The sequence below is a fragment of the Sphingopyxis sp. Q841 genome (genome assembly GCF_052384365.1).
Taxonomy (GTDB): domain Bacteria; phylum Pseudomonadota; class Alphaproteobacteria; order Sphingomonadales; family Sphingomonadaceae; genus Sphingopyxis; species Sphingopyxis terrae_A.
This window is the reverse complement of sequence record NZ_JBQSUM010000001.1, coordinates 833,802-858,898: the sequence shown is the minus strand read 5'-3', so window position 1 is coordinate 858,898 and position 25,097 is coordinate 833,802. Positions and strand designations below refer to the sequence as shown.

Sequence of the window (25,097 nt, the reverse complement as noted above, 5' to 3'; positions counted from 1 at the left end):
ATTTACATTATCGCAAGGCATTGGGCCCAAACATCTCCGCTAGTGGGGACCAGCACGAGTGTCGTTGTAATCATGCCATTTCGCGGGGACGGGGAACATGTCGATGGGGGCGCTGCGACGGGTGGTCGCGGCCTGCTCGGCAAGTTCGGCGCGCGCGCCGCGCGTTCGGGTGCCGAAGCGATCCCCAATCTGCACACCCGCGAAGCGCTGCTGCTGCTCCAGAATTACGAGGAAAGCGGCCGCGGCTGGTTCTGGTCGACCGATACCAAGGGTCGGCTGACCTATATCACCGATGCCGTCGCGCGCCTGATGGGCCGGTCGAGCGGCGAACTGCTCGGCACGCCGCTCACCGATCTGTTCCTGCCGCCCGAAAGCCATGGCGAGCGGCAGCGCACGCTGCCGTTCCTGCTGACGCGCCAGTCCAAATTCGACGATCTGCCCCTGCGCAGCGCCTTTGAGGGCGACGATCGCTGGTGGGCGATTTCGGGGCGGCCGCACCATGACGATCGTGGCAATTTCTGCGGCTATCGCGGCAGCGGCACCGACATCACCGCGCAGCGCCGATCGGCCGAGGATGCCTCGCGGCTCGCGCTCTATGATTCGCTGACCGGACTCGCCAACCGTTTCCACATTTCCAAAAAGCTCGACACGACGCTCGCGGCCTTTTCGCAGCAGCAGCGGAGCTGCGCGATCATGCTGCTCGACCTCGACCGCTTCAAGCAGGTCAACGACACGCTCGGCCACCCGGCAGGCGATGCGCTGCTCAAGCAGGTGGCCGAGCGGTTGCTCAAGATCGTCGGCGACAAGGAGATGGTCAGCCGCCTCGGCGGCGACGAATTCCAGATCATCCTGCCCGATATCGAGGATCGCGGACGCCTCGGCGATATGGCCGCCGACATTATCGGCAGCCTGTCGCAGCCCTATTCGGTCGAAGGCAGCCGCTGCATCATCGGCGCGTCGGTCGGGGTCGCGATCGCGCCCTTCGACGGGCAGTCGAGCGAGGATCTGGTCCGCAACGCCGACCTTGCGCTTTATGCCGCAAAGGGCAACGGACGCGGCCGGTTCCGCTTCTATTCGAGCGACCTGCATCAATCGGCCGAGGATCGCCGCGCGCTGGAGGAAGACCTGCGCGACGCGCTGGCGCGCGGGCAGATGGAATTGACCTATCAGCCGGTCGTCAATGCCAAGAGCAATATGGTGACCGGCGTCGAGGCGCTGCTGCGCTGGAACCATCCCGACCGCGGCCCGATCTCGCCCGCGCTGTTCATCCCGATCGCCGAGGAGGCCAATCTGATCTGGCCGCTCGGCGAATGGGTGCTGCGCAAGGCGTGCGAGGATGCCGCGCGCTGGCCGGGCGACCTGCGCGTCGCGGTCAATGTGTCGGCGATCCAGTTCGCCAACGGCGACCTGCCCAAGATCATCACCAGCGCGCTGTCCAACGCCGGGCTGCCCGCCGACCGCCTCGAACTTGAAATCACCGAAAGCGTCTTCCTGGCCGATTCCAGCGAGACGGCGCGGATGTTCACGGCGCTGAAGGCGCTTGGCGTGCGGCTGGCGCTCGACGATTTCGGCACTGGCTATTCGTCGCTCGGCTATCTGCAATCGGCGCCGTTCGACAAGATCAAGATCGACCAGAGCTTCGTGCGCGGTGCGACCGTGAAGGGGTCGCGCAATGCGGCGATCATCGCGGCGATCGTCGCGCTCGCCGAAGCGCTCGACATGGAAACGACCGCGGAAGGCATCGAATCGCTCGATCAGCTGGACCTGATCCGCAAACTCAACGTCAGCCACGTCCAGGGTTATGTCTACAGCAAGCCGGTCGCCAACGCCGAACTGGTGGAGCAGACCGAGCGCGGCGCGTGGACGATCAAGCCGTCGGGCCCGGCGCGCCAGCGCAACGACCGCTTCCAGATGTTCCGCAAGGTGCATGCGATTCACGACAATCATCGCTACGCGGTGGTGATCCGCAACCTGTCGCGCACCGGCGCCTTCATCGAGGGAATTCTGGATGTTCCAGTCGGGACGCAATTCGTGATCGACTTCGGCGAAGGGCAGCTCGCGACGGCGACGGTTCGGCGCTCGATCAATCATCAGCAGGGCATCGAATTCGAACAATCGATGGTCAGCGACGGCAACGGCGGGCTCTGCACCCGTCACCGCGTCTCCCCCTATCTGATCGCGGCGGCGAGCCAGCAGGCGGCGAATACGCTCGTCCTGCCGGCGTTCAGCACCTCGAGCGACTGGAAGGCCGCCTGAACCGGGAACCGCGCCGCGCGTAGGTCGTTCTACCTCCGATCCCATTCACGGAACGGAGACCATCATGGCTGAGACGAAGATTTTCGCGCGGCTGAAGGCCGACCACGACCGCCACCGCGACCTGCTGGCGCGCATCGACGAGACCCACGGCGACAGCGACGAGCGCCGCACCTTGTTCGAGGCGTTCCGCGTCGAAGTGACCGCGCACGCCGCGTCCGAGGAAATGTCGCTCTATGCGACGATGCTCGCCAAGCCCGAACTGCGTGACGATGCACAGCACAGCGTGTCGGAGCATAAGGAGATCGAGGATTTCCTGACCGAGCTTTACGAAATGGATTTTGCCTCGACCGGCTGGCTCACCCGCTTTCGCACGATGAAGGACCGCTATCTTCATCATATCGACGAGGAAGAGGAAGAGATGTTCCCGGAGGCCGAGAAGGATCTTTCGGAGGCGAAGAAGCAGGAATTGCTCGCCATCTTCGAAAAGGAAAAGCCGAAGGAAAAGGCCAAGGCGGCCGAGGAAGAACCGTCGAGCGAGCACGAGCGCGCCTAGGCGGCGGTCTCTGTTTGCCGGACAGCGTTGCGGCGTCCTTGGCGCTCTGACCTCGACTTTCGGCGCTGTCCCCGTCATAGGCGCGCGCCATGACCGACAGATTCGCTTTTCAGGTCGCCGCGACCGACGGCGCCGCGCGTACCGGCGTGATCCGGATGCAGCGCGGCGATATCCGCACCCCCGCCTTCATGCCGGTGGGGACCGCCGCGACGGTGAAGGCGATGCGCCCGGCCGAAGTGCGCGCGACGGGCGCCGACATCATTCTTGGCAACACCTATCATCTGATGCTGCGTCCCGGCGCCGAGCGCATGGCGCGCCTCGGCGGGCTGCACGATTTCATGGGCTGGGACCGGCCGATCCTGACCGACAGCGGCGGCTATCAGGTGATGAGCCTCTCGGCGCTGACCAAGCAGAGTGAAGAGGGTGTGGCGTTCAAGAGCCACCTCGACGGCTCGCGGCACATGCTGACTCCCGAACGATCGATGGAAATTCAGCGGCTACTCGGCAGCGATATCGTCATGGCGTTCGACGAATGTCCGCCGAACGGCGTCGACGCCAAGCGCGCCGAGGCGAGCATGGAGCGGTCGATGCGCTGGGCGGCGCGCAGCCGCGCGGGCTTCGACGCGGGTGAGGCGCACGCCGCGCGGTCGGCGCTTTTCGGCATTCAGCAGGGCTCGCTCGACGAGAAACTCCGTGCGCGATCGGCCGAGGCGCTGATCGACATCGGTTTCGACGGCTATGCGATCGGCGGGCTGGCGGTCGGTGAGGGACAGGAGGCGATGTTCGGGGTGCTCGATTTCGCGCCCGGCCAGCTTCCGGCCGACAAGCCGCGCTACCTGATGGGGGTGGGCAAGCCCGACGATCTGGTGGGAGCGGTCGCGCGCGGGGTCGACATGTTCGATTGCGTGCTGCCGACGCGCTCGGGCCGCAACGGGCAGGCCTTCACCTGGGACGGGCCGCTCAATATCCGCAATGCCAAATATGCCGAGGATCTGGGGCCGCTCGATGCGTCGTGCGACTGCCCTGTCTGTACCACATGGTCGCGCGCCTATCTCCACCACCTCGTCCGGTCGGGCGAGATGCTGGGCGCCATGCTGATGACGCAACATAATCTGCATTTCTATCAGGCGTTGATGCAGGCGATGCGCGACGCCATTGCCGAAGGCCGTTTCGCCGCCTTCCAGAGCGATTTCGCGGCGCGTTACCGGCGCTGAAAAATCAGTCGAGCTTGTTCAGAAGGTCGAGCATGGATTGCGGGATCGTTTCGTCGATCGCCGACTCATAGGCGCGCCGAAGCGCAAGATTGACATCCTGCGCCTTTCTGGGGAGCTTTTTCTCGGCGTCTTTCCCGGCGGCCTTTTCGGGCGACGAGCCGGCCTTAGACGTCATTATCGTTGCTTCCTTGCGACATGGGCCCCGTTGCTAACCGCGCCTTCACCAAACTGCAATGGCGCGTTTGTTCCTTCCCTATGAAACCAAATTGCGGCTAAATCGTTCCCATCAGGTGAAATTATGTCGGGGGCGCACGCATTTCCTTGCCGGACCCTCGATATTCTGCGGGTTTTCAAGCGGGTTCATCGTCCGCATGTGGAGGTTATATATGTCCTTGGGTCAGGCGATCGCGCCGCATCTTCCCTATCTGCGGCGCTATGGCCGCGCGATTTCCGGAAGCCAGCCGGCGGGCGATGCGCTGGTGGCACGCTTGCTCGAAACGCTGGTGGCCAACCCGGCCGCGGTCGATCTCGATCATGATTTGCGCGTCCAGCTCTATCGCATGGTTCATGACAATTTCGGCCTCGTCGCCGAACAGGCGGCCGCGAACGACGATGGCGCCTCGCCCGAAATCGCGATCGCCGACGCGCGGCTCCGCCGTATCCCCTCGCTCGCACGCCAGGCGCTGCTGCTCACCGCGGTCGAAGGCTTTGATGCCGAGGATACAGGGAGGGTCATCGGCCGCGACACCGATGCCGTGAACGCCCTGATTGCAGAGGCGACCGAGGAAATCGAACGCCAGACGCGCGCGCGCATCCTGATCATCGAGGATGAACCGATCATCGCGATGGACATCGAAATGATCGTCCGCGACCTGGGGCACGACGTCGTCGCGGTGGCGACCACCCACGCCGAGGCGGTGGCCGAAGCGCAGACGCACAAGCCGGGCCTGGTCCTCGCCGACATTCAGCTCGCCGACAATAGTTCGGGCATCGAGGCGGTGCAGGAAATCCTGACCGGCATGAACGTGCCGGTGATCTTCATCACCGCTTTCCCCGAACGACTGCTCACAGGCGACCGTCCCGAACCGGCTTTCCTGCTGACCAAACCCTATCAGCCGGCCACGCTCCGCGCCGCGATTTCGCAGGTACTGTTCTTTGACGAAAGCACCGTTCCGGCCTGACCTTTTGTCAGTGAGGGTTGCGAGCGCCGGTTGAGCAGGCGATAGCGGCGGGCGATGACAGCCGCCCGCCAGTCCGCGCTCGACCGCCTGACCGCCAACGCCCCGTTTCTCGCGCGGCTCGCGGAGCTTTATCCCGACGACGTGGCGCGCTTTCTGGCCGATGGGGCCGATGCGGCGCTGCCGCCGGTGGCGCTGCCAGCGGCGGACGACGACATCATGCCAGCGCTGCGCCGGTGGCGCGGGCGCACGGCGCTGCTGCTCGCGCTCGGCGATCTGTCGGGCGAGCATGATGTGGCGGCAACGACGCGCCACCTCTCCGCCTTTGCCGATGCCGCCTGCGACGCGGCGCTGGCCGCAGCCTTTGCCGAGCGCGTCCCCGGAGAGGCGCCGCGCGGGATTGCCGTCATTGCGCTCGGCAAGCTCGGCAGCCACGAACTCAACTATTCGTCGGACATCGACCCGATCCTGATCTTCGACCCCGACACCATGCCGCGCCGCTCGCGCGACGACCCCGATGAGGCGGCGGTGCGGATCGCGCGGCGGATGGTCGAAATCCTGTCGGCGCGTACTGCCGATGGCCATGTGTTGCGCGTCGATTTGCGCCTGCGCCCGCACCCCGAAGTGACGCCGATCGTCCTGCCCGAAAGCGCCGCCATATCCTATTATGAGTCGGAGGCGCTGGCATGGGAGCAGGCGGCCTTCATCCGTTCGCGTGCGTCGGCGGGCGACCGCGCGCTCGGGGAGCATTTCCTCGACGCGATCCAGCCCTTCATCTGGCGGCGCAGCCTCGATTTCCGCCAGCTCAAGGAAATCGGCGCGATGAGCGACCGCATCCGCGACCATTTCGCGCAAGGGCAGGCATTCGGCCCGGGTTTCGATCTCAAGCGCGGCCGCGGCGGCATTCGCGAGATCGAATTTTTCGCGCAGGTTCACCAGCTCATCTACGGCGGGCGCGATCCGTCGCTGCGCGTGCCGGCGACGGTGGACGCGCTCGCTGCGCTCGCCGGAGCAGGACGGATCGATGCCGATATCGCGACGCGGCTTGCCGATCATTATGCGGTGCTGCGGCGGATCGAACACCGGTTGCAGATGATCGAGGATCAGCAAACGCACAGCCTGCCGGTCCAGCCCGTCGCGCTCGACGCTGTGGCGCGGCTCGACGGAGCGCCCAACGGCGCCGCGCTGCTCGCCGCGCTCGAACCTGTGGTTACCGATGTCGGCGCCGTCTACGACCGGCTGGTGGCCGAACGCGCGGTGGCGCGCGGGCTGCCGATGGGCGAGGGGGAGCTGGCGGGGGCGCTCGCCGCGGCGGGGTTCGATCCGCCCGACGCCGCGCTGCGCACCATCACCGAATGGCGCGGCGGCAAGGCGCGCGCGCTGCGCAGCCCGGCAGCACTCGAGGCGCTGGAGACGGTGCTCCCCGAACTCGTTCGGGCGCTCGGCGCGGCACCCGATCCCGACGCGGCGCTCGTCCGCTTCGACAAGCTGGTGGGGGGGCTGCCCAGTGCGGTGGGCTTCTTTCATCTGCTCGCGGCGCAGCCCGCGCTGGCGAAAATCGCGACGCGCATCCTCGCGCTCGCGCCCGCGCTTTCCGATGCGCTCGCGGCGCGCGTCGAGCTGATCGAGGGGCTGATCGACGCGCGCGCGTTCGAGGCACCGGCCAGCAAGACCGAACTGCTCGCCGAATGGGCGCCGACGCTTGCCGGTCTCGATTATGAGCGGTTGCTCGACCGCGTGCGCGACCGGGTGGGCGAGCGGCGTTTTGCCTATGGCGTACAACTGATCGCGGGATCGACCGACCCGCTGATCGTCGCGCGCGGTTATGCCGATCTGGCCGAAGCGGCGTTGCAGGTGCTCGCCGACGCCACGGTTGCCGAATTCGTCGTCGCGCACGGCCGCGTTCCGAACAGCGAACTGGTCGTGCTCGCGCTCGGGCGGCTTGGCGGCAGCGCGCTGACCCATGCCTCCGACCTCGATCTCATCTATCTGTTCACCGGCGACCATCTCGCGGAATCCGACGGGCTGCGGCCGCTCGGCGCCACGACCTATTACAACCGGCTTGCGCAGCGGGTGACGGCGGCGATGTCGGTACCGACCGCGGCGGGCAAGCTCTACGACGTCGATGTCCGGCTCCGCCCGTCGGGCGCGCAAGGGCCGCTGGTGGTCACGGTCGACAGCTTCGACCGCTATCAGCGGGAGGAGGCGTGGACGTGGGAGCATATGGCGCTGCTGCGCGCGCGCGCTGTCTATGGCTCCGACGCGGCGCGCGCCGAGGTGGGCCGCGTGATCGAAAAGGTCCTGACGGCGCCGCGCGACCGGGCCGCGGTCGTCGCTGACGCCGCGACGATGCGCGATAAGATCGCCGCGCATAAGCCGCCGCAGGGCGCGCTCGACATCAAGGGCGGCCCCGGTGGGCTCGTCGATCTGGAATTTGCGATGCAGACCGAGCAACTGGCGAGCGGGCGCTGTCGCGATCCGCATATCCCGACCGCGCTCGCCTGCCTGGAAGCAGCGGCATTGGCGCCGACCGGAATGGGGACGGCGCATGCGCTGCTTGCGCGGATGCTCGTCATGCTGCGACTGACCGCGCCCGAAGGCGCCCCCGCCAACGCGGCGGCGCGCAAACTGGTCGCCAGCGCCTGCGGCGAACCGGGCTGGCCGCAACTGCTTGCCGCGCACGATGCGGCGCGGCAGGAGGTCGGCGACTGGTGGGCCGCGATTCGGTCCGCCGCGCCCCAGAAGGAGAAGGACGAATGAGCGCACTCGCGATCGGAGACGATATTCCGGCCGGCACGCTTGCCGATGCCGACGGCGCAGAGATCGACCTCAAGGCGCTGAAGGGGGCGCCGCTGGTCGTCTATTTCTATCCCAAGGCGGATACGCCGGGCTGCACCACCGAGGCGCAGGATTTCACCCGGCTCGCACCCGATTTCGCGCATCTGAATGCGCAGGTGATCGCGGTGTCGCGCGACGCGCCGGCGAAGCTGTGCAAGTTTCGCGACAAATATGGTCTGACCGTGCGGCTCGCCTCCGACGAGGACGGCAGCGTGTGCGAAGCCTTTGGCACCTGGGTCGAAAAGCAGAATTATGGCCGCACCTATATGGGAATCGAACGCTCGACCTTCCTGTTCGGGGCCGATGGCAAGCTCGCCCGCGAATGGCGCAAGGTGCGCGTGAAGGGCCATGCCGATGCGGTGCTGGAGGCGGCAAAGACGCTCTGATGCAAAGCCTGGGCGAAGCGGCGCGCGCGGTCCTGCTGACGGCGGACCCGCACGACAAGCGCCGCGCGGCGCGGGCGTTGGCGCGGGCGTGGCGCCGCGGCGCGCTTGCCCAGCGCTGCGACGTGGCGATGCCGGATCAGCCCGCTTGGCCGGCCGAGCCCGCGCTGCTGCCGCCGAACCAGATGCCGCGCCGCCGCAAGGGCGGCTCCGAGCGGGGTCGCATCGCGATGCTCCATGCGCTGGCGCATATCGAATTCGTCGCGATCGATCTGGCGGTCGATCTGTTGGGGCGCTTCGGCGACCGCTTCCCGCGCGGCTTCGTCGATGACTGGATCGCCGTCGCGGCCGACGAGGCGATGCATTTCGCGCTGCTCGAGCGGCGCCTGCGCACGCTTGGCAGTCACTATGGCGCGCTGCCCGCCCATGCAGGCCTGTGGGAAGCGGCGGCGGCGACCGCCGACGATCCGCTCGCGCGGCTGGCGATTGTGCCAATGGTGCTGGAGGCGCGCGGCCTCGACGTGACGCCCGCCACCGTCATGCGCTTCCGCGCCCAAGGCGACGAGGCTTCGGCAAAGATATTGGAGCGCATTTATACCGACGAGATCCGGCATGTGAGCGCCGGCACTGTCTGGTTCAACTGGATGTGCGACGAATTGGGATTCGCCCCGGCGCCGACATGGCAAACCCTCGTGAAATCGCGATTTCGCGGGGTGCTGAAGCCGCCGTTCAACGACTCGGCGCGCCGGGATGCCGGTTTAACGCAAGAATACTATGCTGTTATTGCTTCGTAAGGATCGCCCACGCAGTAACCATCGCGGGCAAGGGAATAATCCCATCCACGAGAAACAACCGGCGCCGACACCGCCGTAAAACGGGTCGGCGACAAGGCGATAGCGGGGTCGATACGTGCGAAACGCTTCTCTGGGGCAAAAGTTCCGATTTGGTCTTGTTTTCGGTGCCTTGGCACTGACAGGCATGACTGTTCCGGCTGCACATGCGGTCGAAGGCAGCAGCGACGCGGGCATCGTCGTCCCCGACGAACCCGATGAGGACAGCGTCCCGGGGGCACCGACGCAGCGCGACGACAGCGAAGCCTATGCGATTTTTCAGGCGTGGAAGCGTCTCGACACGGGGCTGACGGCCAATATTGGCATCGCGATCCCGTCGCGCCGTCCGATCGAGCAGATGTCGCTCTCGTCTTCGTATGGCATGCGCGTCCACCCGATTACCGGCAAGCTCGCGCGTCACAATGGCGTCGACATTCCGGCGCCTTATGGCACCCCCATCTACGCCACCGCCGACGGCATTGTCGGCCGCGCCCAGCGCCTCGGCGGCTACGGCAATTATGTCGAAATCGAACATGGCAACGCGATCGAGACGCGCTACGGCCATATGTCGTCCTTCGTCGTGCAGCCCGGGCAGCAGGTGAAGAAGGGCGATGTCATCGGCTATGTCGGTTCGACCGGCCGCTCGACCGGCAACCATCTCCATTACGAAGTCCGCATCGACGGCGAACCGGTCAACCCGATGCCGTTCGTGCGGTCGGATTCGATGACGATCGCGGCGCTCACCGGCGACAAGCTGGCCATGGGCGGTCCCGAGTAACAGTTTCTCTGGGTCGGAGAGGAGGGGCGTCCCCAGGCCAGCGGCCGGGGCGCCCTTTTCTTTTGGGGCTAGCAATCCTATCTTCACAGGATGGCCACGCAGATCGACGATATCACCCTGTCTCCCGCCGCTGCGGCGCGCGTCCGCTGGATCGCCGAACGCAAGGGCGGCGTGGAACCTGCACTGCGCCTTGCAGTCGACGGCGGCGGCTGTTCGGGCTTCACCTATCGCTTCGGTCTGGCTGAAAGCATCGACGCCGATGACCGCGTCACCGAAACCGACGGGGTCAAGCTGGTGGTCGATTCGATCAGCCTCGATCTGTTGCGCGGCTGCATCGTCGATTTTGTCGATTCGCTCGGCGGATCTTCGTTCAAGGTCGAAAATCCCAACGCCGCCTCGGGCTGCGGTTGCGGCTCCAGCTTCTCGATCTGACGCCTTTCTAAGCGGCGCGCTTCCTGCCATAGCGGGGCGATGAAAGTCGCCACCTTCAACATCAACGGGATCAAGGCGCGGATGCCGCGTCTTGTCGAATGGCTCGATGAAACGCAGCCCGATGTCGTCTGCCTGCAGGAACTGAAATCGAGCGACGAAACGATGCCGACCAAGGAGATCGAGGCGGCGGGCTACGGCTTCCTCTATCACGGGCAAAAAGGCTTCAACGGCGTCGCAATCCTCGCCAAGGGGACCGATCCGGTCGAAGTGCAGCGCGGACTCGCCGGCGAGGCCGAGGACGAACAGTCACGTTATCTGGAGGCGGATGTTTTCGGCGTCCGCATCGGGGCGATCTATCTTCCCAACGGCAATCCGCATCCCGGCCCCAAATTCGATTACAAGCTGCGCTGGATGGCCCGGCTGCGCGAACGCGCGAAGGCGCTGCTCGCAAGCGAAATTCCCGCGATCCTGGCAGGCGACTATAATGTCATCCCACACGATGACGATGTGTGGGACGTGCGCGGCATGGCGGACGATGCGCTCATGCAGCCCGAATCGCGCGACGCGTGGTTCCGAATTCTCGGCGATGGCTGGACCGATGCGATCCGCAGCCGCCATCCGGCCGGGCATGTCTGGACCTTCTGGGATTATCAGGCCGGCGGGTGGCAGCGCGACCATGGTTTCCGCATCGACCATCTGCTGCTAAGCCCCGCGATGGCCGACCGCCTGATCGATGCGCAGGTCGACAAGGCGTATCGCGGCCGCGAAAAGGCGAGCGACCACGCGCCAACCTGGGCCACCTTTGCATGACGCCGCTGTCCGCCGATCAACTGGCGGACGTCCCGCTCTTCGCCGGACTGGGAGACGCCGAACGCGACGAACTTGCGACCGCCTTTGCGCCGCGCCACTTCGCCGACGGCGAGGCGATCCTGATCCAGAACGAGCGCGCCGACGGTCTCTATCTGATCGCGGACGGCCGCGTCGAAATCGGCAAACGGCTGCCCGGTGGCGGGCTCGCCACGCTGGCCCAGGCCGGGCCGGGCGAGGTGATCGGCGACATGGCGCTGATCGGCCGCGATCTTCGGCGGTCGGCGATGGGCATCGCGCGCGGGCCGGTGGCGACCTGGCACCTGCCGGCCGAACAATTTCGCGCCGCGCTGGCGCAGCTTCGGCCGGCATCGCTGCAATTGCAGGCGGCCCTCGGCCGTGCGATCGCGCAGCGCATCCAGGGGAAGACCGGCGACATTGCCGCGCTCCTCGAGCGCTGGCCGGACAGTTTTGCCGCCCGCCCGCAGCGCGCGCTCCCGCCTGTCGCCGAAGATGATTTCGCCGCCGAAGTCTTTCTGGCGCGGCTGCCCTGCTGCGCGGCGATGAGCGCGGCCCAGCGGCTCGCTTTCTGGAATGCCGGTCGCCGTGTCGATGTGGCCGCCGATCGCGATCTGGCCGCGCCGGGCGGCGATCCCGCGTGCATCTGGCTTGTCGTGCGCGGCGCGGTGCGCAGCGCGCTGCCGCATCGCGCGGGCATTTACCAGCTCACCGTGACCGGACCGGGGCAACTCGTCGGGCTGGCCCCCGCGCTGTTGGACAGCCCGCACGACCGGGTGCTGCGTAGCAGCGAGCAGACCACGCTGCTGGCTTTCGATCACGCGATCTTTTCCGAACTGCTGGCGACCGGCGACAGCCTAGCGCGCGAGCTCGGTACGTCGGTCAACGCCGATCTCGTGACCGCGCTCGATACGCTCGATCAGGTCGAGGCCCGGATCGTGGCGATGCGCCGCGGACATTCCGTCGCCGCTTAGGCGCTAGCGCTCCAGCGGGATCACCCGGAAATCGGGCCGCTTTCCGTCCATAACCGCGTGGACCATCGCATATTCGGGCACCGGCATCCATGTCGCGCTGTTCGACGAAAGCGGTTCGGATGCGATGATGATCGCGCGCGGTTCCTCTTCGCCGCCGAACATTTGCCACTCGCCATCGTGCAAACCGTAGTCGCGCCCGGTGGTGAACCACATCGACAGGAAGTTCATATTGGCTTCGTGGAGCTGGTCGGGCGATCCGGTGCGGTAATGGCCGAAATCGAAACAGTGGCGCAGCCCCAATATCTGGCGGCCGGTGGTCAGAAAGAGATTGCAGCTCGATGAGATGGCGATGCCGTGCCGGCGCCGCGCCGCCTCGACCAGATCCACCGTCCGCTGGACCGCGGCCACCAGTTCATCGGGCGCGGGCTCGGCGCGCCAGTCGCCCAGCTGCGATAGCAGCAGCGCATAGACCCATTCGCTGTCGGTCGATCCCGAGATCTGCGCGAGCAAGTCGGGCGCGATTGCCTCCGCCAGCGTGCGCTTGAGATCGCCGATGCGATAGATGTCGCCATTATGCGCCATCGCCACCGCGGCGCCGGGAAAATGAAAGGGGTGGGTATTCTGTTCGCTCACCTTGACGCTGGTCGAATAGGGCACCCCGCGGACATGTGCGATCACACATTCGGCGCGCGTCTTGATCGCCAGCGATTTCAGATTGCCGTCGAAAATTGGCAGCGAGGGTGATCGGTAACGGTGCGGCACATCGGGCACGAAACTGGTCGAATCCCACGCCATCATCCCGAACCCGGCGAGATTCAGCATGTGCAACATGCGCGGCATATAGGCCTGATTGACAAGGCTGGAATCGGGCTTGAACAACAGATCGTCGAGCTGCACCGGTTCGCCCAGATACATCATCGCACGGCACATGATCGGTCCCCGCCCGCTGCTTCGCGTTCAGCCTACACCATTCGGGCCGTTATGAAAGGCCGCCAGCCCCGTCCGTCGCGATGGCACCATGGCCTCAGGCGTCGGGATAGAGCGTCTGCATCACCCGCGCCGGATCAAGCGCATAGTGATGCGCGATCGCGGCGCCGATCACGCTTTCGAGGCTGCGCGTCGGTTTGAGGTCGCGGCCGTCGAGGCGGTTTGCGGCGCTCAGCCCGGGCCAGTCGGCCGAGACCATCCCGCCCGCGACCGGCCCCCCGCCCGCCAGCGCACCGCCGAAGAACATCGCCGCCGATCCGGTGCCATGGTCGGTGCCGCCGGTGCCGTTGACCGCAACCGTGCGCCCGAATTCGGTCGCGACCACGACCAGCGTGTCGTTCCACGCCGCGCCAAGCCCGACTTGCAGCGCGCCGACAAGCTGGTCGAGCCCGCGAAGCTGCGCCGTCAGTCGCCCGCGCTGGCCGCTGTGCGTGTCCCAGCCGCCGGTTTCGATCATCATTACCCGCGCGCCGTCGGCCGGAAGCATCAGCGATGCCGCGAGCTTGCCGAGGTCGGCGCCGTTGCGGCCATTGTTGCCGCCAATGTCGCCCGCCAGCTCCTGCGTCTTGACCGCGCTGTCCCACAGCGGGTGCAGCAGCGCGTCGTCGGCATAGAGTGCCGACAGTCGCGCGATCAGATCGGCGTCGGCCTGCGGCAGGCGGCTAGGGGCGTAGGTGGCGACGGGGGCGCTGCCGCGCAGCGCCAGCGGCACCGCCGGCGCAATCGCGAGCGCCTCGCGCTCGGCGGGCGGCAGCAGCGTCAGCAGCCTTCCGACCCAGCCGTCGCTCTTTTCATAGGGACGCGAGCCACCGCCTTCGAGCACATTCTGGCCGTCGAAATGCGACCGGTCGCGATAGGCGGTGGCGACGGCGTGCGCGAAATGCGCCTGCCTGGCGCGATAGAGGTCTGCACCGGCGGCGAGTGCCGGGTGCAGCGTGAACAGGCCATTGAGGCTGGCGCCGCCCCCATCTTCGGCGAGCGCGCCGCGCGCCGCGGCATAGGCGGGATCGCCCGTCGGTGCGACGATCGCAAGGCCGTCGGCGGCGCCGCGCTGGATCACGAACACCAGCCGGCGCGGCGTCGCCGCGGCGGCATAGGCGAAACGCGGCACCGCACCGGCGGCGACAACGGTCAGTCCGCTGATGAGCATATGGCGGCGGGAGAGGGTCATCGTCTATCTCCGCAGAAAGGCCGGGCTGGCATAGAGCAGCGCGAGCGCCTGGCCGGGGCTGTCGGCGCGGGCGACCGCCTGCGCGGTTTGCGTCGTCAAGGCGTCGGCAAGGATCAGCGGCGCGAGCTGGCGGGCGTCGACGCGGTCGCCGATGCGACCGGCGATCCGGCTGGCGAGCTCGACGCGCTGCATCAGCGCCGCCGATCCGGCCCAGGTCGCGACCAGATCGTCATAGCCGGCGGGCGATCCGGGGCGCCAGATCGGCTGGCCGAGCTGGGTGAACAGCGCCGGGACATTCTGCCGGTCGCCAAGCGCCGGCAGTTTCAGACTTCGCATCACCGATACGGTCCAGTCCCACGGCGATTTGAACATCGCGGGGGCGGCCGCCCATGCCTCGGGCGCGGCGACGAGCGTGCGGTAGAGCGAGGTCAGGTCGCCGCCCGTTCGAAGGAAATCGGCCTCAAGCCGCGCAACGAGCGCGGGGGCAGGCGTGTCGCCGGAAAAATGCCGGGCCAGCTTGGTCGCGATATGCCGCGCGGTTGCCCGATGTCGCGCGAGGTCGAGCAGCACCGCCTCCGCCTGGTCCGCGCCGCCTTGCGCATAGCGTTTGCCCATGATCGACTGCGCGCCGGGTTCGTGCAGCGGTGCGATAAAGACGGTGTCGCCGTCGGCCGCGCCCGCAGGCATCAGCCGCTGCCCGGCACCGCGGCCAAGCCCGGCGACGGTCAGCCCGGTCAGTACCTTGGCAAAGGCCGTGACGTCGGCCTGCGTATAGCCGGTACGCACCCCCAGCGTGTGCAATTCCATGATCTCGCGCGCCAGATTTTCGTTGAGCCCCGGCGCCTGCCGCCGCCCGCGCGCGCGGATGCGGTCGGACACCGGACTGTCGGGCCCGAAACTTTGCGCCTGATCGAGATAGAGCAGCATGGCGGGATGCCGCACCGCCGCGATCAGGAGATCCGAAAATTTGCCCATGATGTGGGGGCGGATCGCCTCGAACTCGTAATTGCCGGCAAAACCGATCACCGGCAGCTTGTCGGCCGACACGGCGAAATGGTTGGACCAGAAGTGGACGAGCCGTTCGGGGAAGGGCGTTGGCGTCGCGACCGCATTGGCAAGCCGCGCGGCGGCAGCATCGACATAATGGGTGCGGATTGCCGAGCGCGACAAGCGTTGCAGTTCGGGGGCCATCGCCGTGCCTGTGCCGTCCTTCTGGGCGACATCATCCGGCGCATTGCGGCGCATCGCTCGCCGGTCGTCCTGATATTCGACATAGGCGGCGGCGATGGCGGCGCGGCCGGGCAAGGCGGCGATCGGTGCGGGAACCGGGTCATAGTCGTCAAGTTGTCGCAGCAGCCAGGCCTGCGGATCGTCGGTCGCGGGATCGTCGAAGCGGCGGCCGAGGCCGAAGCGGTTGGCGGCAAGATAAAGGCTGGGCATCGCGCATCCTTCGGGTTCAGACCCCGAAGCTGCCCGCCCTTTGTCGCAAAATCATGCCAGCAGAATGGCGGCCCGCCGCGTCAGGATAGCGGCTTGTCGTAAAGCTGATACACGCGGTTGACCGTCGCGTTGATGGCGTCGGCGACTGCGTTCATCCCCTGATTGTCGTCGAGCACCCAGCCGATATCGCCTTGCTCGGCGCCATATTTGGCGACGCCGTCGCGGCGGATATATTCGATCATCATGAAGGCGAGGGTGCTCGCCATGCGGCTGTTCTGCAACTTCTTGACCACGCCCATCAACGGCACGCGCAGCCGCTTGCTCTTGGGCTTGCGCAGCCACCAAAGCAGCCGCGCCCAGTTGAAGGGGAACAACGATCCGTCCATCCCGATCAAGAGTTCGTTGAGATCGGGCAGCACGATCATGAACGCGACCGCCTCGCCATCGACTTCGGCGACGCGGATCAGATCCTCGAAAACAATGTCCTTCAGCTTCTTGCCGACATAGGCGATTTCGCTGTCGGTCAGCGGAACGAAACCCCAATTGTCCGACCAGGCGTCGTTCAAAATGCCCATGATCAGCTGCGCCTCGGCATCGAACTTGCGCTTGTCGACGCGGCGGATGCGGATGCGCTCGTTCTTCTCGCCCGCCGCGACGATGCGGTTTACCAGCGGCGGAAAGCCGTCGACGATATCGACCGCATAGTTGAACAGCTTCTTGACCGGGCGATAGCCCTCGGCCTCGATCCACCCCTGATAGAGCGGGCTGTTGTGGCCGAGCATGATCGTCGGCGGCGTCTCGAAGCCTTCGACCAGCAGCCCGGGTTCGTCCCAGATCGAAATCGACAGCGGGCCGAGCGCGCGGTTCATTCCCTGGCCGCGCAGCCAGTCTTCGGCGCTGACGATCAATGCGTGCGCGACCTCGGCATCCTCGGCCTCCAGCAGCCCCCAATTGCCCGTCCCCGGACCCATGCCCTGGCTCGCCGGCTGTTCGAGCGCGAGGAAGTCGACATGCGCCGAAATGCGTCCCACCGTGCGGCCGTCGCGGCGTGCGAGGAACAGCTGCGCCTTGCCATGTTCGAACCAGGGGTTCTTGCCTGGCGTCAACAGGTCGAACGCTTCGTTTTTCAGCGGCGGCACCCAGGCGGGATCGCCGCGGTTGAGCCGAAAGGCCAGTTCGACGAATTCGCGCTTGTCCGCCTTGTCCTTGACGGGATGGATGGAGACGGGACCTTGCGAATGTGCGGCCATGGCTGGTTTCCTGAATGACGGTGCCTATATTTGTGGCGACGCATTAGGGCATAGCTGTGGCGCTGGCGACCCGTATTCGGCCATCATGCTGCCACGAAATCATGGTGAAGACGCCGGCATGATGACGACCAATCCCGCTGCCGAACGGATCGCGACTCCCCCCGCGGCCCCGGCCACCCAGACGCCCAAATCGGCGATTGCCGACGATATGGCGATGATTCGCGCGGCCTCGGAGCTGACGCGCGATCTCGTCAATCCGAACGCGCGCATCTATTGGGTGGATTTCCTCGGTTCGGCATTCATCGGCTATGCCGGTGTCGCGGCTGCGATCCTGGCACCATCGACCGCATGGATGCTCGCCGCGGCGCTCATCGCCGTCGTCGCGCTCTACCGCGCGGGCAGCTTCATCCATGAACTGACGCATATCCGCAAAAACGCGCTGCCCGGTTTCCGGCTCGTGTGGAACCTGCTCGTCGGTATCCCGCTGCTTATCCCTTCCTTCCTTTACGAAGGCATCCACAGCCTCCACCACAACCGCACCAAATATGGCACGGTAGAAGATCCCGAATATCTGCCGCTGGCGCTGATGAAGCCGTGGACGGTGCCGCTGTTCGTCGTCGCGGCCGCCTTTGCGCCGCTGGCGCTGCTCTTTCGCTTTGCGGTGCTGACCCCGCTGTCGTTCGTCATCCCGCCGCTCCGCCGCGTGGTGATGGAGCGCTATTCGGGGATGATCATCAACCCGATGTTCCGCCGCCGCCCGCCCGAAGGCGATTTCCGCCGCCAGTGGGCGTGGCAGGAGGGCGGGGCCTGGGCCTGGTCGACGCTGCTGATCGCGGCGGGCGTGTTCGGCTGGGTGCCGCTGCGCGCGCTGCTGATCTTCGGCGCGATTGCGGCGGCCAGCCTCGTGCTCAACCAGATCCGCACGCTCGTTGCGCATCTGTGGGAAAATGACGGAGAGGTGCTGACCGTAACCGCGCAGTTCCTCGACAGCGTCAACGTCCCGCCGCCGGGCCTGCTCCCCGAGCTGTGGGCGCCGGTGGGGTTGCGCTATCACGCGCTGCATCATCTGCTGCCCGGCGTTCCCTATCACGCGTTGCCAGAGGCGCACCGCCGCCTGCAAGCAGCGCTGCCCGGCGATTCGCAATATCATGCCGCCAACTACCGCAGCCTGCCGAAGCTGGTGATGAACCTGGTCGCGGGTTCGGCGAAGGGCGTGGCTGGCTGACCGTCGGCCGCGCGGTCGCTCGAAATAGGGCCGGCAGCGACTGCTTCTACTGCGTTTCGACAGCCTGCTTGAACCGCGCAAGCTGCGCGGCCGCCGCTGCGGCATGCGGGCCGATCCAGCGGTCGTGGATGTCCTGAATCGGCATCGCGTTCAGATGGTTCCAGCGTTCGCGGCCGCGACGTTCGGCGATGACAAGCCTCGCCTCCTCCAGCACCTTCAGATGCTGCATCACCGTGCATCGGTCGAGATCGGCGAAATGGTCGCACAGCGCCCCCGTCGTGAGCGGCTGATCCTTCAGATCGTCCAGAATCTGCCGCCGCACGCCGTGCGCGAGCGCCTTGAAGATGCGGTCGAAATCGTCGTGGATTGACATGTTATAAATTTATAACATAATTGAATGCGACTCAAGCGGAGAATGAAAATGGAACTGAAATTCAGGGTCGCGGCGCGCATCGCCAAGCCGGTGCATGAGGTGTTCGAGGCGGTTGCCGATCCCGCGCAGCTTTCGCGCTATTTCACCACCGGCGGCGCGCAGGGGCGGATCGAGACGGGTGCGGTGGTGACGTGGGATTTCCACGATTATCCCGGCGCCTTTCCGGTCCATGTGATCGAGGTGGTGCAGGATGAGAAGATCGTTCTGGAATGGGCGGCCTATGAAGGCCAGGCGCCGGGGGTAGAGGGCGGCACGATGGCGGACGCCGCTTACCGTACCCGCGTGACGATGACCTTCAAGCCGCTCGATGACGGCCGCACACTGGTCGAGATCGCCGAGGGCGGCTGGCGCGAAACGCAGGCGGCGCTCGACGGCAGCTACGGCAATTGTCACGGCTGGACGCAGATGCTCTGCGCGCTCAAACTCTGGGTCGAACGCGGCATAAACCTGCGCGCCGATTTCTATGTCTGATGCCGTCTATGCGTTGCGCGCCATCAGCCCGCCATCGACGGGGATCACCGCGCCGGTGATATAGCTAGCCGCGGGCAGGACGAGGCTCAGCGTCACATGCGCGACCTCCTCGGGCTCGCCATAGCGGCGCAGCGCGGTGCGGCGCCGTGCGAAGATCGCCTTGTCCGCGTCGGGCACCTTGTCGGTCATCGCGGTACGGATCGGGCCGGGGCAGATACAGTTGACGGTGATGCCATCCTTGCCCAGATCGACCGCCAGCCCACGCGTCAGCCCGGTCACGCCCGTCTTGGCCGCGACATAGGGCGTGTCGCCGGGCGTCGCGCCCAGTCCCTCGGTCGAGGCAATGTTGACGATGCGCGGCGCGTCGCTTTGCCGCAGCCACGGCAGCGCCGCGCGCACCATCCGCTGGTGCGCGGTCAGCATCACCGCGATCGCGCGGTGCCAGATCTCATCGTAATCGTCACCCGAATCGAGCGGGCAGAAGCTCGACACGCCGGCGTTGTTGATAAGGATGTCGATGCCGCCGAAATGCGCCGCGACGTCGGCGACGACACGCTTGATCGCCTCGCCGTCCGATACGTCGAGCGCGAAGGCGCGCGCGCCGTCGCCGGCTTCCGCGGCAACGGCCTTGCATGCGGCAGGGTCAAGGTCGGTGACCGCCACCTTCGCGCCCTCGCGCGCTAGCAGCAGCGCGGTCGCCCGCCCCATTCCGCTCGCGGCGCCGGTGACGATTGCGACGCGGCCCGCGACGGAGCGCGAAAGGGCGGCTGCCGGCGTCACCGGAACGGCGGCTCGTTGAACGCGCGCAGTTTGCGGCTGTGCAGCTTGGCGCCCTCGTCGTGCATCAATTCGCAGGTGCGGATGCCGATCTGGAGATGCGCCGCGATCGCTTCTTCATAGAAACGGTTGGCCTGTCCCGGCAGCTTGAGTTCGCCGTGGAGCGGCTTGTCGGACACGCACAGCAAGGTGCCGTAAGGCACACGGAAGCGGTAGCCCTGCGCCGCGATGGTCGCTGACTCCATGTCGATGCCGATCGCGCGCGACTGCGAGAAGCGCAGCGCGGAATCGGTGAAGCGCAATTCCCAGTTGCGGTCGTCGGTGGTGACGACGGTGCCGGTACGCATCCGTTTCTTGAGGTCGGCACCGCTGGTTCCCGACACCGCCTCGGCGGCGCTCGCCAGCGCCTGCTGGACTTCGGCGATCGGCGGGATCGGAATTTCGGGCGGCAGCACGCTGTCGAGAATATGGTCGTCGCGCAGATAGGCGTGGGCGAGCACATAATCGCCGATCCGCTGGCTGGGGCGCAGCCCGCCGCAGTGGCCGATCATCATCCATGCCTCGGGCCGCAGCACCGCGAGGTGATCGCAGATCGTCTTGGCGTTCGAGGGGCCGACGCCAATGTTGACGAGCGTGATGCCGCTGCCGCCCTCGGCAATCAGGTGATATGCGGGCATCTGGTGCCGTCGCCATGCGCTGTCGCTCGCGAGCGCGCTGGCATTGATATCCGGCTCGTCGACATAGAGACCGCCCGCACCGGCGAGCGCGGTGTAGCGTCCCTTGCCGACCTGCGCCCCCGCCCAGGCGACGAATTCATCGACATAGCGGTGATAGTTGGTGAACAGGATATAGCGCTGGAAATGCTCGGGCGCGGTGCCGGTATAGTGACGCAGGCGCGCGAGGCTGAAATCGGTGCGCAGCGCGTCGAACAGCGCGAGCGGCTGCGCCGCCGCGGGGTCGAAGCCGAACAGGCCGTCGGCCAGCTCGTCGCCGATATCGGCGAGCTCGGTGGTGGGAAAGTGGCGCGCGAGTTCGAGCGGAGTGACGCGGCCCATGTCCGACCCGTCGCTGGCGTCGAGCACATAGGGGAAGGGGATCTGCTGCCCGGTGCGCGTCACCTCCAGCGTCACCTCATAGTGGCGGACGAGCAGGGTCAGCTGTTCGCGCAGATAGGCCTCGAACAGATCGGGGCGCGTTACCGTCGTGACGAACTCGCCCGCCCGCTCGAAATGACCGAAGGCGAGGTTGTGGCCGCCCTGGCCTTCGCGAAACTCGCCATTGGTGACGAGGCGCAGCGCCGGATAGTCAAACAGGCCGGTCGCGGCGGCGTCGGCGGGCGGCAAGGTGCCGTCACGGACGAAGGCGGCGATGGCGGATTTGAGATTGCCGACCGACGTGCGGAAACGCGACTGAAGTTCGGCGATGACCCCTTCGACAAGGGTGGTGGGGTCGGCGATATTTTCGTTCGATGATTCTGATGTCATCGCGACGCTGTTGCACGAAAATATGACAAAAGGAAAGGGGGGCGGCGCCGCGCCGCGCCGCCCCTCATTTCAATCCGCAAACCGCTCAAAGCTGTTCGAGCATATGGTCGGCGCTCGACACCTTGAATTCGCCCGGGGCTTCGACATTGAGCTGCTCGACGACGCCATCGTTGACGACCATCGAGAAACGCTGGCCGCGCTTGCCCATGCCGAACGCCTTGCCATCCATGGTCAGCCCGACCGCTTCGGCGAAATCGCCATTGCCATCGGCGAGCATCGTCACGCTGTCGGTCGCGCCGGCATTCTTCGCCCAGGCGCCCATGACGAAGGCGTCATTGACCGCGGTGCAGACGATTTCGTCGATGCCCTTGGCCTTGAGTTCGGCTGCCTTCTCGACGAAGCCGGGCAGGTGCTTGGCCGAACAGGTCGGCGTAAAAGCGCCTGGAACCGAAAAGAGCGCAACCTTGCGGCCCTTGAAATAATCGGCGGCCGAAACCTGTTCGGGGCCGCCTTCGGTGACCTTCACCAGCTTGGTGTCGGGCAGCGAGTCTCCGGTAGTGATGGTCATGCTGGCATCCTTTCGTTGAGGGGGGTCTTGTGCGGGCGAGACATTGGGTGTGCGCCGCCGCGAGTCAAGCGGCGGAGCGTTCACATTGCACAATGGACCCCGCCGTTCGTCGATATGGCCGCAAAGACGCTGGACCGTGCGCGCCCGGCAGTCCATGATGGGGCGATGGAAAAGGCGCCGACCTGGTTCACCGGCCAATTGCTGCTCGCCCTGCCCGGCATCGGCGATCCGCGTTTCGATCACTCCGTCATCGCGATGATCAGCCACGACGAGGATGGTGCGATGGGGATCAGCATCGACGATCCGATCGACGGCATGACCGTCGGTGCGGTGCTCGATCAGCTCGATATCGCGCACGACGCTCCGCTCGATCAGCCGGTCTTTCTGGGCGGACCGGTCGAACCGTCGCGCGGTTTCGTGCTCCACAGCCGCGACTGGTCGGGCGAAGGCGCGGTGCAGGTGTCGGGGCGCTGGATGATATCGAGCTCGCACGACATATTGCGCGCCATCGGCGAGGGGCGCGGGCCGTCGCAATGGCTCGTCGCGCTCGGCTATGCCGGATGGTCACCGGGGCAACTCGAAGAGGAAATGGTGCGCCATGCCTGGCATCTGACGCCCGGCAGCGACGCGCTGCTGTTCGACACGCCGCCGGCGCAGCGGTGGCAGGCAGCCTTTGCCGAAGCCGGCATCGATGCGCGCCTGCTGACGGTCGAGGGCGGCGAAGCGTAGGATCGCCGCCCGTCGATCGGCTGCGTCAGTGCGCGAGGGCGAGGAGCGGGCGCCCTTGGTCAAGCCGCGCGAGCGCGGTGCGGGCGGCCCAGCGCGAATCCATGAAATCGCCGTTCGCAAGCTCGAGGTCGTAGCGGATCGGGCTGTCGATCGCCGACCGATAGGCGGTCGCGGCGTCGGCGGTGCGGCCAAGCCGGGCATAGGCGGTGCCCAGATTGATCAGGCGCGACGGATCGCGGGCATCGACCCGGCCGTCGGTCAGCTTGGCCACTGCCGCCTTGTTTTCGCCCGCCTGTAATTCTTCAAAGGCAACCGACAGCGGCGTCGAGGCGCTGTCCTCGGTGCCCGTGACGACGATCGACTGAGCCATCGCCGGCGACGCGACGGCCAGGGCAGCCAGGCTGAGCAGAATTTTTTTCATCTAGGTATCTCCCCGAAAACTTTGACCTATTTTCTCGTTTGTGGGGATAAAAGTCAATGAATCGCGGGCTATGTAACATTGGTGTCACATAGACGGATTATACTCATCGCAAGGCGTATTATAAGGCAAATTTCTTAGGAAGTTGGCCATTGCAAGGCTGTGTCACAATTGCGCCCCGCGGGTTGTAACATTGGCGCGCGCCCGAAATTTATTTTGCGCTGCCTCGCGTTTGGCGGAGGACGAATCGTGCCTGCGCCGCGTTCGACTGCGACCCGCGCCTTGCAGATATAAAGAAAAGTTTATATTTGAATGGCGACGCGCTTTCGATTAGGGCGCGCAACATAATTGCTCGACAATTCGGGGCCGCTCGCCTGCGGCCGTACTCGCCAATATGGAGACTCCCCCGTGGCCACCACCGCAGCCAATGCCACCATTACCGCCGCCAATGCCGCAATCGCGGCGGCGAAGACCAAGGACGGCGCCGCCGACTATGTGATTGCCGACATCGGCCTCGCCGACTTCGGCCGCAAGGAAATCGCGATCGCCGAAACTGAAATGCCCGGCCTGATGGCGCTGCGCGCCGAATATGGTGCGGCGCAGCCGCTGAAGGGCGCGCGCATCACCGGATCGCTGCACATGACGATCCAGACCGCGGTGCTGATCGAAACGCTGACCGCGCTGGGCGCCGAGGTGCGCTGGGCGACCTGCAACATCTTTTCGACCCAGGATCATGCCGCCGCCGCGATCGCCGCCGGCGGCACGCCCGTCTTCGCGGTGAAGGGCGAGAGCCTCGCCGAATATTGGGACTATGTCGGCCGGATCTTCGACTGGGGCGACGATCAGACCGCGAACATGATCCTCGACGACGGCGGCGACGCCACGATGTTCGCGCTGTGGGGGGCGCGCGTCGAAGCCGGCGAGCCGCTGTTCGAGCCGACCAACGCCGAAGAAGTCGAATTTGTCCGTGCGCTCAAGGAATTTCTGGCCGCCAAGCCGGGCTATCTCACCAAGAGCGTGCGCGCGATCAAGGGCGTGTCGGAAGAAACGACGACCGGCGTCCACCGCCTTTACCAGCTGGCCAAGGAAGGCAAGCTGCCCTTCCCGGCGATCAACGTGAACGACAGCGTCACCAAGTCGAAGTTCGACAATCTTTACGGCTGCAAGGAAAGCCTGGTCGATGCGATCCGCCGCGCGACCGACGTCATGCTGGCCGGCAAGGTTGCGTGCGTCGCGGGCTTCGGCGATGTCGGCAAGGGCTCGGCCGCCTCGCTCCGCAACGGCGGCGCGCGCGTGCTGGTTACCGAAATCGATCCGATCTGCGCGCTGCAGGCGGCGATGGAAGGCTATGAAGTCGTCACGATGGACGAAGCGGTCGCCCGCGCCGACATCTTCTGCACCGCGACCGGCAACGCCGACGTCATCACCGCCGACCATATGGCGGCGATGAAGCCGATGGCGATCGTCTGCAACATCGGCCACTTCGACAGCGAAATCCAGATCGCGGGACTCGCCAATTACAAGTGGACCGAAGTGAAGCCGGGCACCGACCTCGTCGAATTCCCCGATGGCAAGCAGATCATCGTGCTGGCGAAGGGCCGCCTCGTGAACCTCGGCTGTGCGACGGGCCACCCGTCGTTCGTGATGTCGTCGAGCTTCACCAACCAGACGCTCGCGCAGATCGAGCTGTTTACCAAGGCCGGTGATTACAAGAACGACGTCTATGTCCTGCCCAAGCATCTCGACGAAAAGGTCGCGGCGCTGCACCTCGAAAAGCTGGGGGTGAAGCTGTCGACGCTGACGCAGAAGCAGGCCGATTATATCGGCGTGCCGGTCGAAGGACCGTTCAAGCCCGATCATTATCGTTACTGATCGTTACAAAT

25 protein-coding genes are annotated in these 25,097 nt (G+C 66.0%); 15 read left to right on the top strand and 10 right to left on the bottom strand.

Annotated elements, in window-relative coordinates; all coding sequences use genetic code 11:
* Window positions 1–72 precede the first annotated feature (72 nt).
* The 3 genes from ACT17R_RS04220 to tgt all read left to right on the top strand — a co-directional run bounded on the left by ACT17R_RS04220 (window position 73) and on the right by tgt (window position 4,023).
* The gene (locus ACT17R_RS04220) at window positions 73–2,256 is read left to right on the top strand and encodes a putative bifunctional diguanylate cyclase/phosphodiesterase (protein ID WP_444809040.1); all 2,184 of its coding nucleotides are present in this window, start codon (window positions 73–75) and stop codon (window positions 2,254–2,256) included.
* 64 nt (window positions 2,257–2,320) lie between these two features.
* Entirely contained in the window at window positions 2,321–2,809 is a 489-nt protein-coding gene (locus tag ACT17R_RS04215) for a hemerythrin domain-containing protein (protein WP_003040526.1), read from the top strand.
* Between the two features lie 89 nt (window positions 2,810–2,898).
* Window positions 2,899–4,023: a tRNA guanosine(34) transglycosylase Tgt gene (gene tgt, locus ACT17R_RS04210; protein ID WP_444809039.1), complete on the top strand. Its 1,125-nt coding sequence runs from the start codon at window positions 2,899–2,901 to the stop codon at window positions 4,021–4,023.
* Between the two features lie 4 nt (window positions 4,024–4,027).
* Here tgt and ACT17R_RS04205 read toward each other — a convergent pair whose 3' ends face one another.
* The gene (locus ACT17R_RS04205) at window positions 4,028–4,198 is read right to left on the bottom strand and encodes a NepR family anti-sigma factor (protein WP_156000915.1); all 171 of its coding nucleotides are present in this window, start codon (window positions 4,196–4,198) and stop codon (window positions 4,028–4,030) included.
* A 211-nt stretch (window positions 4,199–4,409) separates the two neighbouring features.
* Between ACT17R_RS04205 and ACT17R_RS04200 the strand changes: the two genes are divergently transcribed.
* From ACT17R_RS04200 to ACT17R_RS04165, 8 genes are all read left to right on the top strand, one after another.
* Window positions 4,410–5,204, top strand: coding sequence for a response regulator (locus tag ACT17R_RS04200; protein WP_444809038.1), 795 nt, complete (start codon window positions 4,410–4,412; stop codon window positions 5,202–5,204).
* Window positions 5,205–5,258: 54 nt separating this feature from the next.
* Window positions 5,259–7,961, top strand: coding sequence for a bifunctional [glutamine synthetase] adenylyltransferase/[glutamine synthetase]-adenylyl-L-tyrosine phosphorylase (locus tag ACT17R_RS04195; protein WP_062900671.1), 2,703 nt, complete (start codon window positions 5,259–5,261; stop codon window positions 7,959–7,961).
* Window positions 7,958–8,425 (top strand): peroxiredoxin, encoded by a 468-nt coding sequence (locus tag ACT17R_RS04190; RefSeq protein WP_186402598.1) that lies wholly within the window; start codon window positions 7,958–7,960, stop codon window positions 8,423–8,425. Before ACT17R_RS04195 ends, ACT17R_RS04190 begins: the two co-directional genes overlap by 4 nt.
* Window positions 8,425–9,216, top strand: a complete 792-nt coding sequence (locus tag ACT17R_RS04185) for a ferritin-like domain-containing protein (RefSeq protein ID WP_444809037.1) — start codon at window positions 8,425–8,427, stop codon at window positions 9,214–9,216. Before ACT17R_RS04190 ends, ACT17R_RS04185 begins: the two co-directional genes overlap by 1 nt.
* A 184-nt stretch (window positions 9,217–9,400) precedes the next feature.
* The gene (locus ACT17R_RS04180; RefSeq protein WP_003040511.1) at window positions 9,401–10,030 is read left to right on the top strand and encodes a M23 family metallopeptidase; all 630 of its coding nucleotides are present in this window, start codon (window positions 9,401–9,403) and stop codon (window positions 10,028–10,030) included.
* A 90-nt stretch (window positions 10,031–10,120) separates the two neighbouring features.
* Complete coding sequence (gene erpA / locus ACT17R_RS04175; RefSeq protein ID WP_040589381.1) at window positions 10,121–10,462, top strand: iron-sulfur cluster insertion protein ErpA; 342 nt, start codon at window positions 10,121–10,123, stop codon at window positions 10,460–10,462.
* 39 nt (window positions 10,463–10,501) lie between these two features.
* The gene (xth, locus tag ACT17R_RS04170; RefSeq protein ID WP_062900668.1) at window positions 10,502–11,272 is read left to right on the top strand and encodes an exodeoxyribonuclease III; all 771 of its coding nucleotides are present in this window, start codon (window positions 10,502–10,504) and stop codon (window positions 11,270–11,272) included.
* Window positions 11,269–12,261, top strand: coding sequence for a cyclic nucleotide-binding domain-containing protein (locus tag ACT17R_RS04165; RefSeq protein ID WP_444809036.1), 993 nt, complete (start codon window positions 11,269–11,271; stop codon window positions 12,259–12,261). Before xth ends, ACT17R_RS04165 begins: the two co-directional genes overlap by 4 nt.
* 3 nt (window positions 12,262–12,264) lie before the next feature.
* Here the strand turns inward: ACT17R_RS04165 and ACT17R_RS04160 are convergent, their stop codons facing one another.
* The 4 genes from ACT17R_RS04160 to ACT17R_RS04145 form a co-directional block, all read right to left on the bottom strand.
* Window positions 12,265–13,191 carry a class II glutamine amidotransferase gene (locus tag ACT17R_RS04160; RefSeq protein ID WP_444809035.1) on the bottom strand — a complete coding sequence of 309 codons (927 nt, stop codon included), beginning with the start codon at window positions 13,189–13,191 and terminating at the stop codon, window positions 12,265–12,267.
* A gap of 94 nt (window positions 13,192–13,285) precedes the next feature.
* Window positions 13,286–14,419, bottom strand: a complete 1,134-nt coding sequence (locus ACT17R_RS04155; protein ID WP_444809034.1) for a DUF1501 domain-containing protein — start codon at window positions 14,417–14,419, stop codon at window positions 13,286–13,288.
* 3 nt (window positions 14,420–14,422) lie between these two features.
* On the bottom strand, window positions 14,423–15,859 hold the full coding sequence (locus ACT17R_RS04150; protein ID WP_444809033.1) for a DUF1800 domain-containing protein: 1,437 nt from the start codon (window positions 15,857–15,859) through the stop codon (window positions 14,423–14,425).
* An 80-nt stretch (window positions 15,860–15,939) separates the two neighbouring features.
* Entirely contained in the window at window positions 15,940–17,109 is a 1,170-nt protein-coding gene (locus ACT17R_RS04145) for an N-acetyltransferase (protein WP_444809032.1), read from the bottom strand.
* 118 nt (window positions 17,110–17,227) lie between these two features.
* Between ACT17R_RS04145 and ACT17R_RS04140 the strand changes: the two genes are divergently transcribed.
* Complete coding sequence (locus ACT17R_RS04140) at window positions 17,228–18,334, top strand: fatty acid desaturase family protein (RefSeq protein ID WP_444809388.1); 1,107 nt, start codon at window positions 17,228–17,230, stop codon at window positions 18,332–18,334.
* 46 nt (window positions 18,335–18,380) lie between these two features.
* On the opposite strand, the gene ACT17R_RS04135 is transcribed toward ACT17R_RS04140, so the two are convergent.
* Window positions 18,381–18,707 (bottom strand): ArsR/SmtB family transcription factor, encoded by a 327-nt coding sequence (locus ACT17R_RS04135; RefSeq protein ID WP_444809031.1) that lies wholly within the window; start codon window positions 18,705–18,707, stop codon window positions 18,381–18,383.
* A 42-nt stretch (window positions 18,708–18,749) separates the two neighbouring features.
* Here ACT17R_RS04135 and ACT17R_RS04130 point away from each other — a divergent pair, with 42 nt between their 5' ends.
* Window positions 18,750–19,238 carry an SRPBCC family protein gene (locus ACT17R_RS04130; protein ID WP_444809030.1) on the top strand — a complete coding sequence of 163 codons (489 nt, stop codon included), beginning with the start codon at window positions 18,750–18,752 and terminating at the stop codon, window positions 19,236–19,238.
* 6 nt (window positions 19,239–19,244) lie between these two features.
* Here the strand turns inward: ACT17R_RS04130 and ACT17R_RS04125 are convergent, their stop codons facing one another.
* The 3 genes from ACT17R_RS04125 to ACT17R_RS04115 all read right to left on the bottom strand — a co-directional run bounded on the left by ACT17R_RS04125 (window position 19,245) and on the right by ACT17R_RS04115 (window position 22,067).
* The gene (locus tag ACT17R_RS04125) at window positions 19,245–20,018 is read right to left on the bottom strand and encodes an SDR family NAD(P)-dependent oxidoreductase (protein WP_444809029.1); all 774 of its coding nucleotides are present in this window, start codon (window positions 20,016–20,018) and stop codon (window positions 19,245–19,247) included.
* On the bottom strand, window positions 20,015–21,499 hold the full coding sequence (locus tag ACT17R_RS04120) for an AMP nucleosidase (protein WP_003040488.1): 1,485 nt from the start codon (window positions 21,497–21,499) through the stop codon (window positions 20,015–20,017). The genes ACT17R_RS04125 and ACT17R_RS04120 overlap by 4 nt, the downstream gene beginning before the upstream one ends.
* 85 nt (window positions 21,500–21,584) lie before the next feature.
* Window positions 21,585–22,067 (bottom strand): peroxiredoxin, encoded by a 483-nt coding sequence (locus tag ACT17R_RS04115; protein ID WP_003040485.1) that lies wholly within the window; start codon window positions 22,065–22,067, stop codon window positions 21,585–21,587.
* Between the two features lie 114 nt (window positions 22,068–22,181).
* Between ACT17R_RS04115 and ACT17R_RS04110 the strand changes: the two genes are divergently transcribed.
* On the top strand, window positions 22,182–22,796 hold the full coding sequence (locus tag ACT17R_RS04110) for a YqgE/AlgH family protein (protein ID WP_444809028.1): 615 nt from the start codon (window positions 22,182–22,184) through the stop codon (window positions 22,794–22,796).
* A 25-nt stretch (window positions 22,797–22,821) separates the two neighbouring features.
* Here ACT17R_RS04110 and ACT17R_RS04105 read toward each other — a convergent pair whose 3' ends face one another.
* Complete coding sequence (locus ACT17R_RS04105) at window positions 22,822–23,217, bottom strand: hypothetical protein (protein ID WP_003040480.1); 396 nt, start codon at window positions 23,215–23,217, stop codon at window positions 22,822–22,824.
* 432 nt (window positions 23,218–23,649) lie between these two features.
* Here ACT17R_RS04105 and ahcY point away from each other — a divergent pair, with 432 nt between their 5' ends.
* Window positions 23,650–25,086, top strand: coding sequence for an adenosylhomocysteinase (gene ahcY, locus ACT17R_RS04100; RefSeq protein WP_444809387.1), 1,437 nt, complete (start codon window positions 23,650–23,652; stop codon window positions 25,084–25,086).
* The last annotated feature ends 11 nt before the right edge of the window (window positions 25,087–25,097 follow it).

Excerpts from the sequence above, each read along its gene's own strand:
- ACT17R_RS04220 (WP_444809040.1), top strand. The coding sequence starts at position 73 with ATGCCATTTCGCGGGGACGGGGAACATGTCGATGGGGGCGCTGCGACG.
- ACT17R_RS04215 (WP_003040526.1), top strand. The coding sequence starts at position 2,321 with ATGGCTGAGACGAAGATTTTCGCGCGGCTGAAGGCCGACCACGACCGC.
- tgt (WP_444809039.1), top strand. The coding sequence starts at position 2,899 with ATGACCGACAGATTCGCTTTTCAGGTCGCCGCGACCGACGGCGCCGCG.
- ACT17R_RS04205 (WP_156000915.1), bottom strand. The coding sequence starts at position 4,198 with ATGACGTCTAAGGCCGGCTCGTCGCCCGAAAAGGCCGCCGGGAAAGAC.
- ACT17R_RS04200 (WP_444809038.1), top strand. The coding sequence starts at position 4,410 with ATGTCCTTGGGTCAGGCGATCGCGCCGCATCTTCCCTATCTGCGGCGC.
- ACT17R_RS04195 (WP_062900671.1), top strand. The coding sequence starts at position 5,259 with ATGACAGCCGCCCGCCAGTCCGCGCTCGACCGCCTGACCGCCAACGCC.
- ACT17R_RS04190 (WP_186402598.1), top strand. The coding sequence starts at position 7,958 with ATGAGCGCACTCGCGATCGGAGACGATATTCCGGCCGGCACGCTTGCC.
- ACT17R_RS04185 (WP_444809037.1), top strand. The coding sequence starts at position 8,425 with ATGCAAAGCCTGGGCGAAGCGGCGCGCGCGGTCCTGCTGACGGCGGAC.
- ACT17R_RS04180 (WP_003040511.1), top strand. The coding sequence starts at position 9,401 with ATGACTGTTCCGGCTGCACATGCGGTCGAAGGCAGCAGCGACGCGGGC.
- erpA (WP_040589381.1), top strand. The coding sequence starts at position 10,121 with ATGGCCACGCAGATCGACGATATCACCCTGTCTCCCGCCGCTGCGGCG.
- xth (WP_062900668.1), top strand. The coding sequence starts at position 10,502 with ATGAAAGTCGCCACCTTCAACATCAACGGGATCAAGGCGCGGATGCCG.
- ACT17R_RS04165 (WP_444809036.1), top strand. The coding sequence starts at position 11,269 with ATGACGCCGCTGTCCGCCGATCAACTGGCGGACGTCCCGCTCTTCGCC.
- ACT17R_RS04160 (WP_444809035.1), bottom strand. The coding sequence starts at position 13,191 with ATGTGCCGTGCGATGATGTATCTGGGCGAACCGGTGCAGCTCGACGAT.
- ACT17R_RS04155 (WP_444809034.1), bottom strand. The coding sequence starts at position 14,419 with ATGACCCTCTCCCGCCGCCATATGCTCATCAGCGGACTGACCGTTGTC.
- ACT17R_RS04150 (WP_444809033.1), bottom strand. The coding sequence starts at position 15,859 with ATGCCCAGCCTTTATCTTGCCGCCAACCGCTTCGGCCTCGGCCGCCGC.
- ACT17R_RS04145 (WP_444809032.1), bottom strand. The coding sequence starts at position 17,109 with ATGGCCGCACATTCGCAAGGTCCCGTCTCCATCCATCCCGTCAAGGAC.
- ACT17R_RS04140 (WP_444809388.1), top strand. The coding sequence starts at position 17,228 with ATGATGACGACCAATCCCGCTGCCGAACGGATCGCGACTCCCCCCGCG.
- ACT17R_RS04135 (WP_444809031.1), bottom strand. The coding sequence starts at position 18,707 with ATGTCAATCCACGACGATTTCGACCGCATCTTCAAGGCGCTCGCGCAC.
- ACT17R_RS04130 (WP_444809030.1), top strand. The coding sequence starts at position 18,750 with ATGAAAATGGAACTGAAATTCAGGGTCGCGGCGCGCATCGCCAAGCCG.
- ACT17R_RS04120 (WP_003040488.1), bottom strand. The coding sequence starts at position 21,499 with ATGACATCAGAATCATCGAACGAAAATATCGCCGACCCCACCACCCTT.
- ACT17R_RS04115 (WP_003040485.1), bottom strand. The coding sequence starts at position 22,067 with ATGACCATCACTACCGGAGACTCGCTGCCCGACACCAAGCTGGTGAAG.
- ACT17R_RS04110 (WP_444809028.1), top strand. The coding sequence starts at position 22,182 with ATGGCCGCAAAGACGCTGGACCGTGCGCGCCCGGCAGTCCATGATGGG.
- ACT17R_RS04105 (WP_003040480.1), bottom strand. The coding sequence starts at position 23,217 with ATGAAAAAAATTCTGCTCAGCCTGGCTGCCCTGGCCGTCGCGTCGCCG.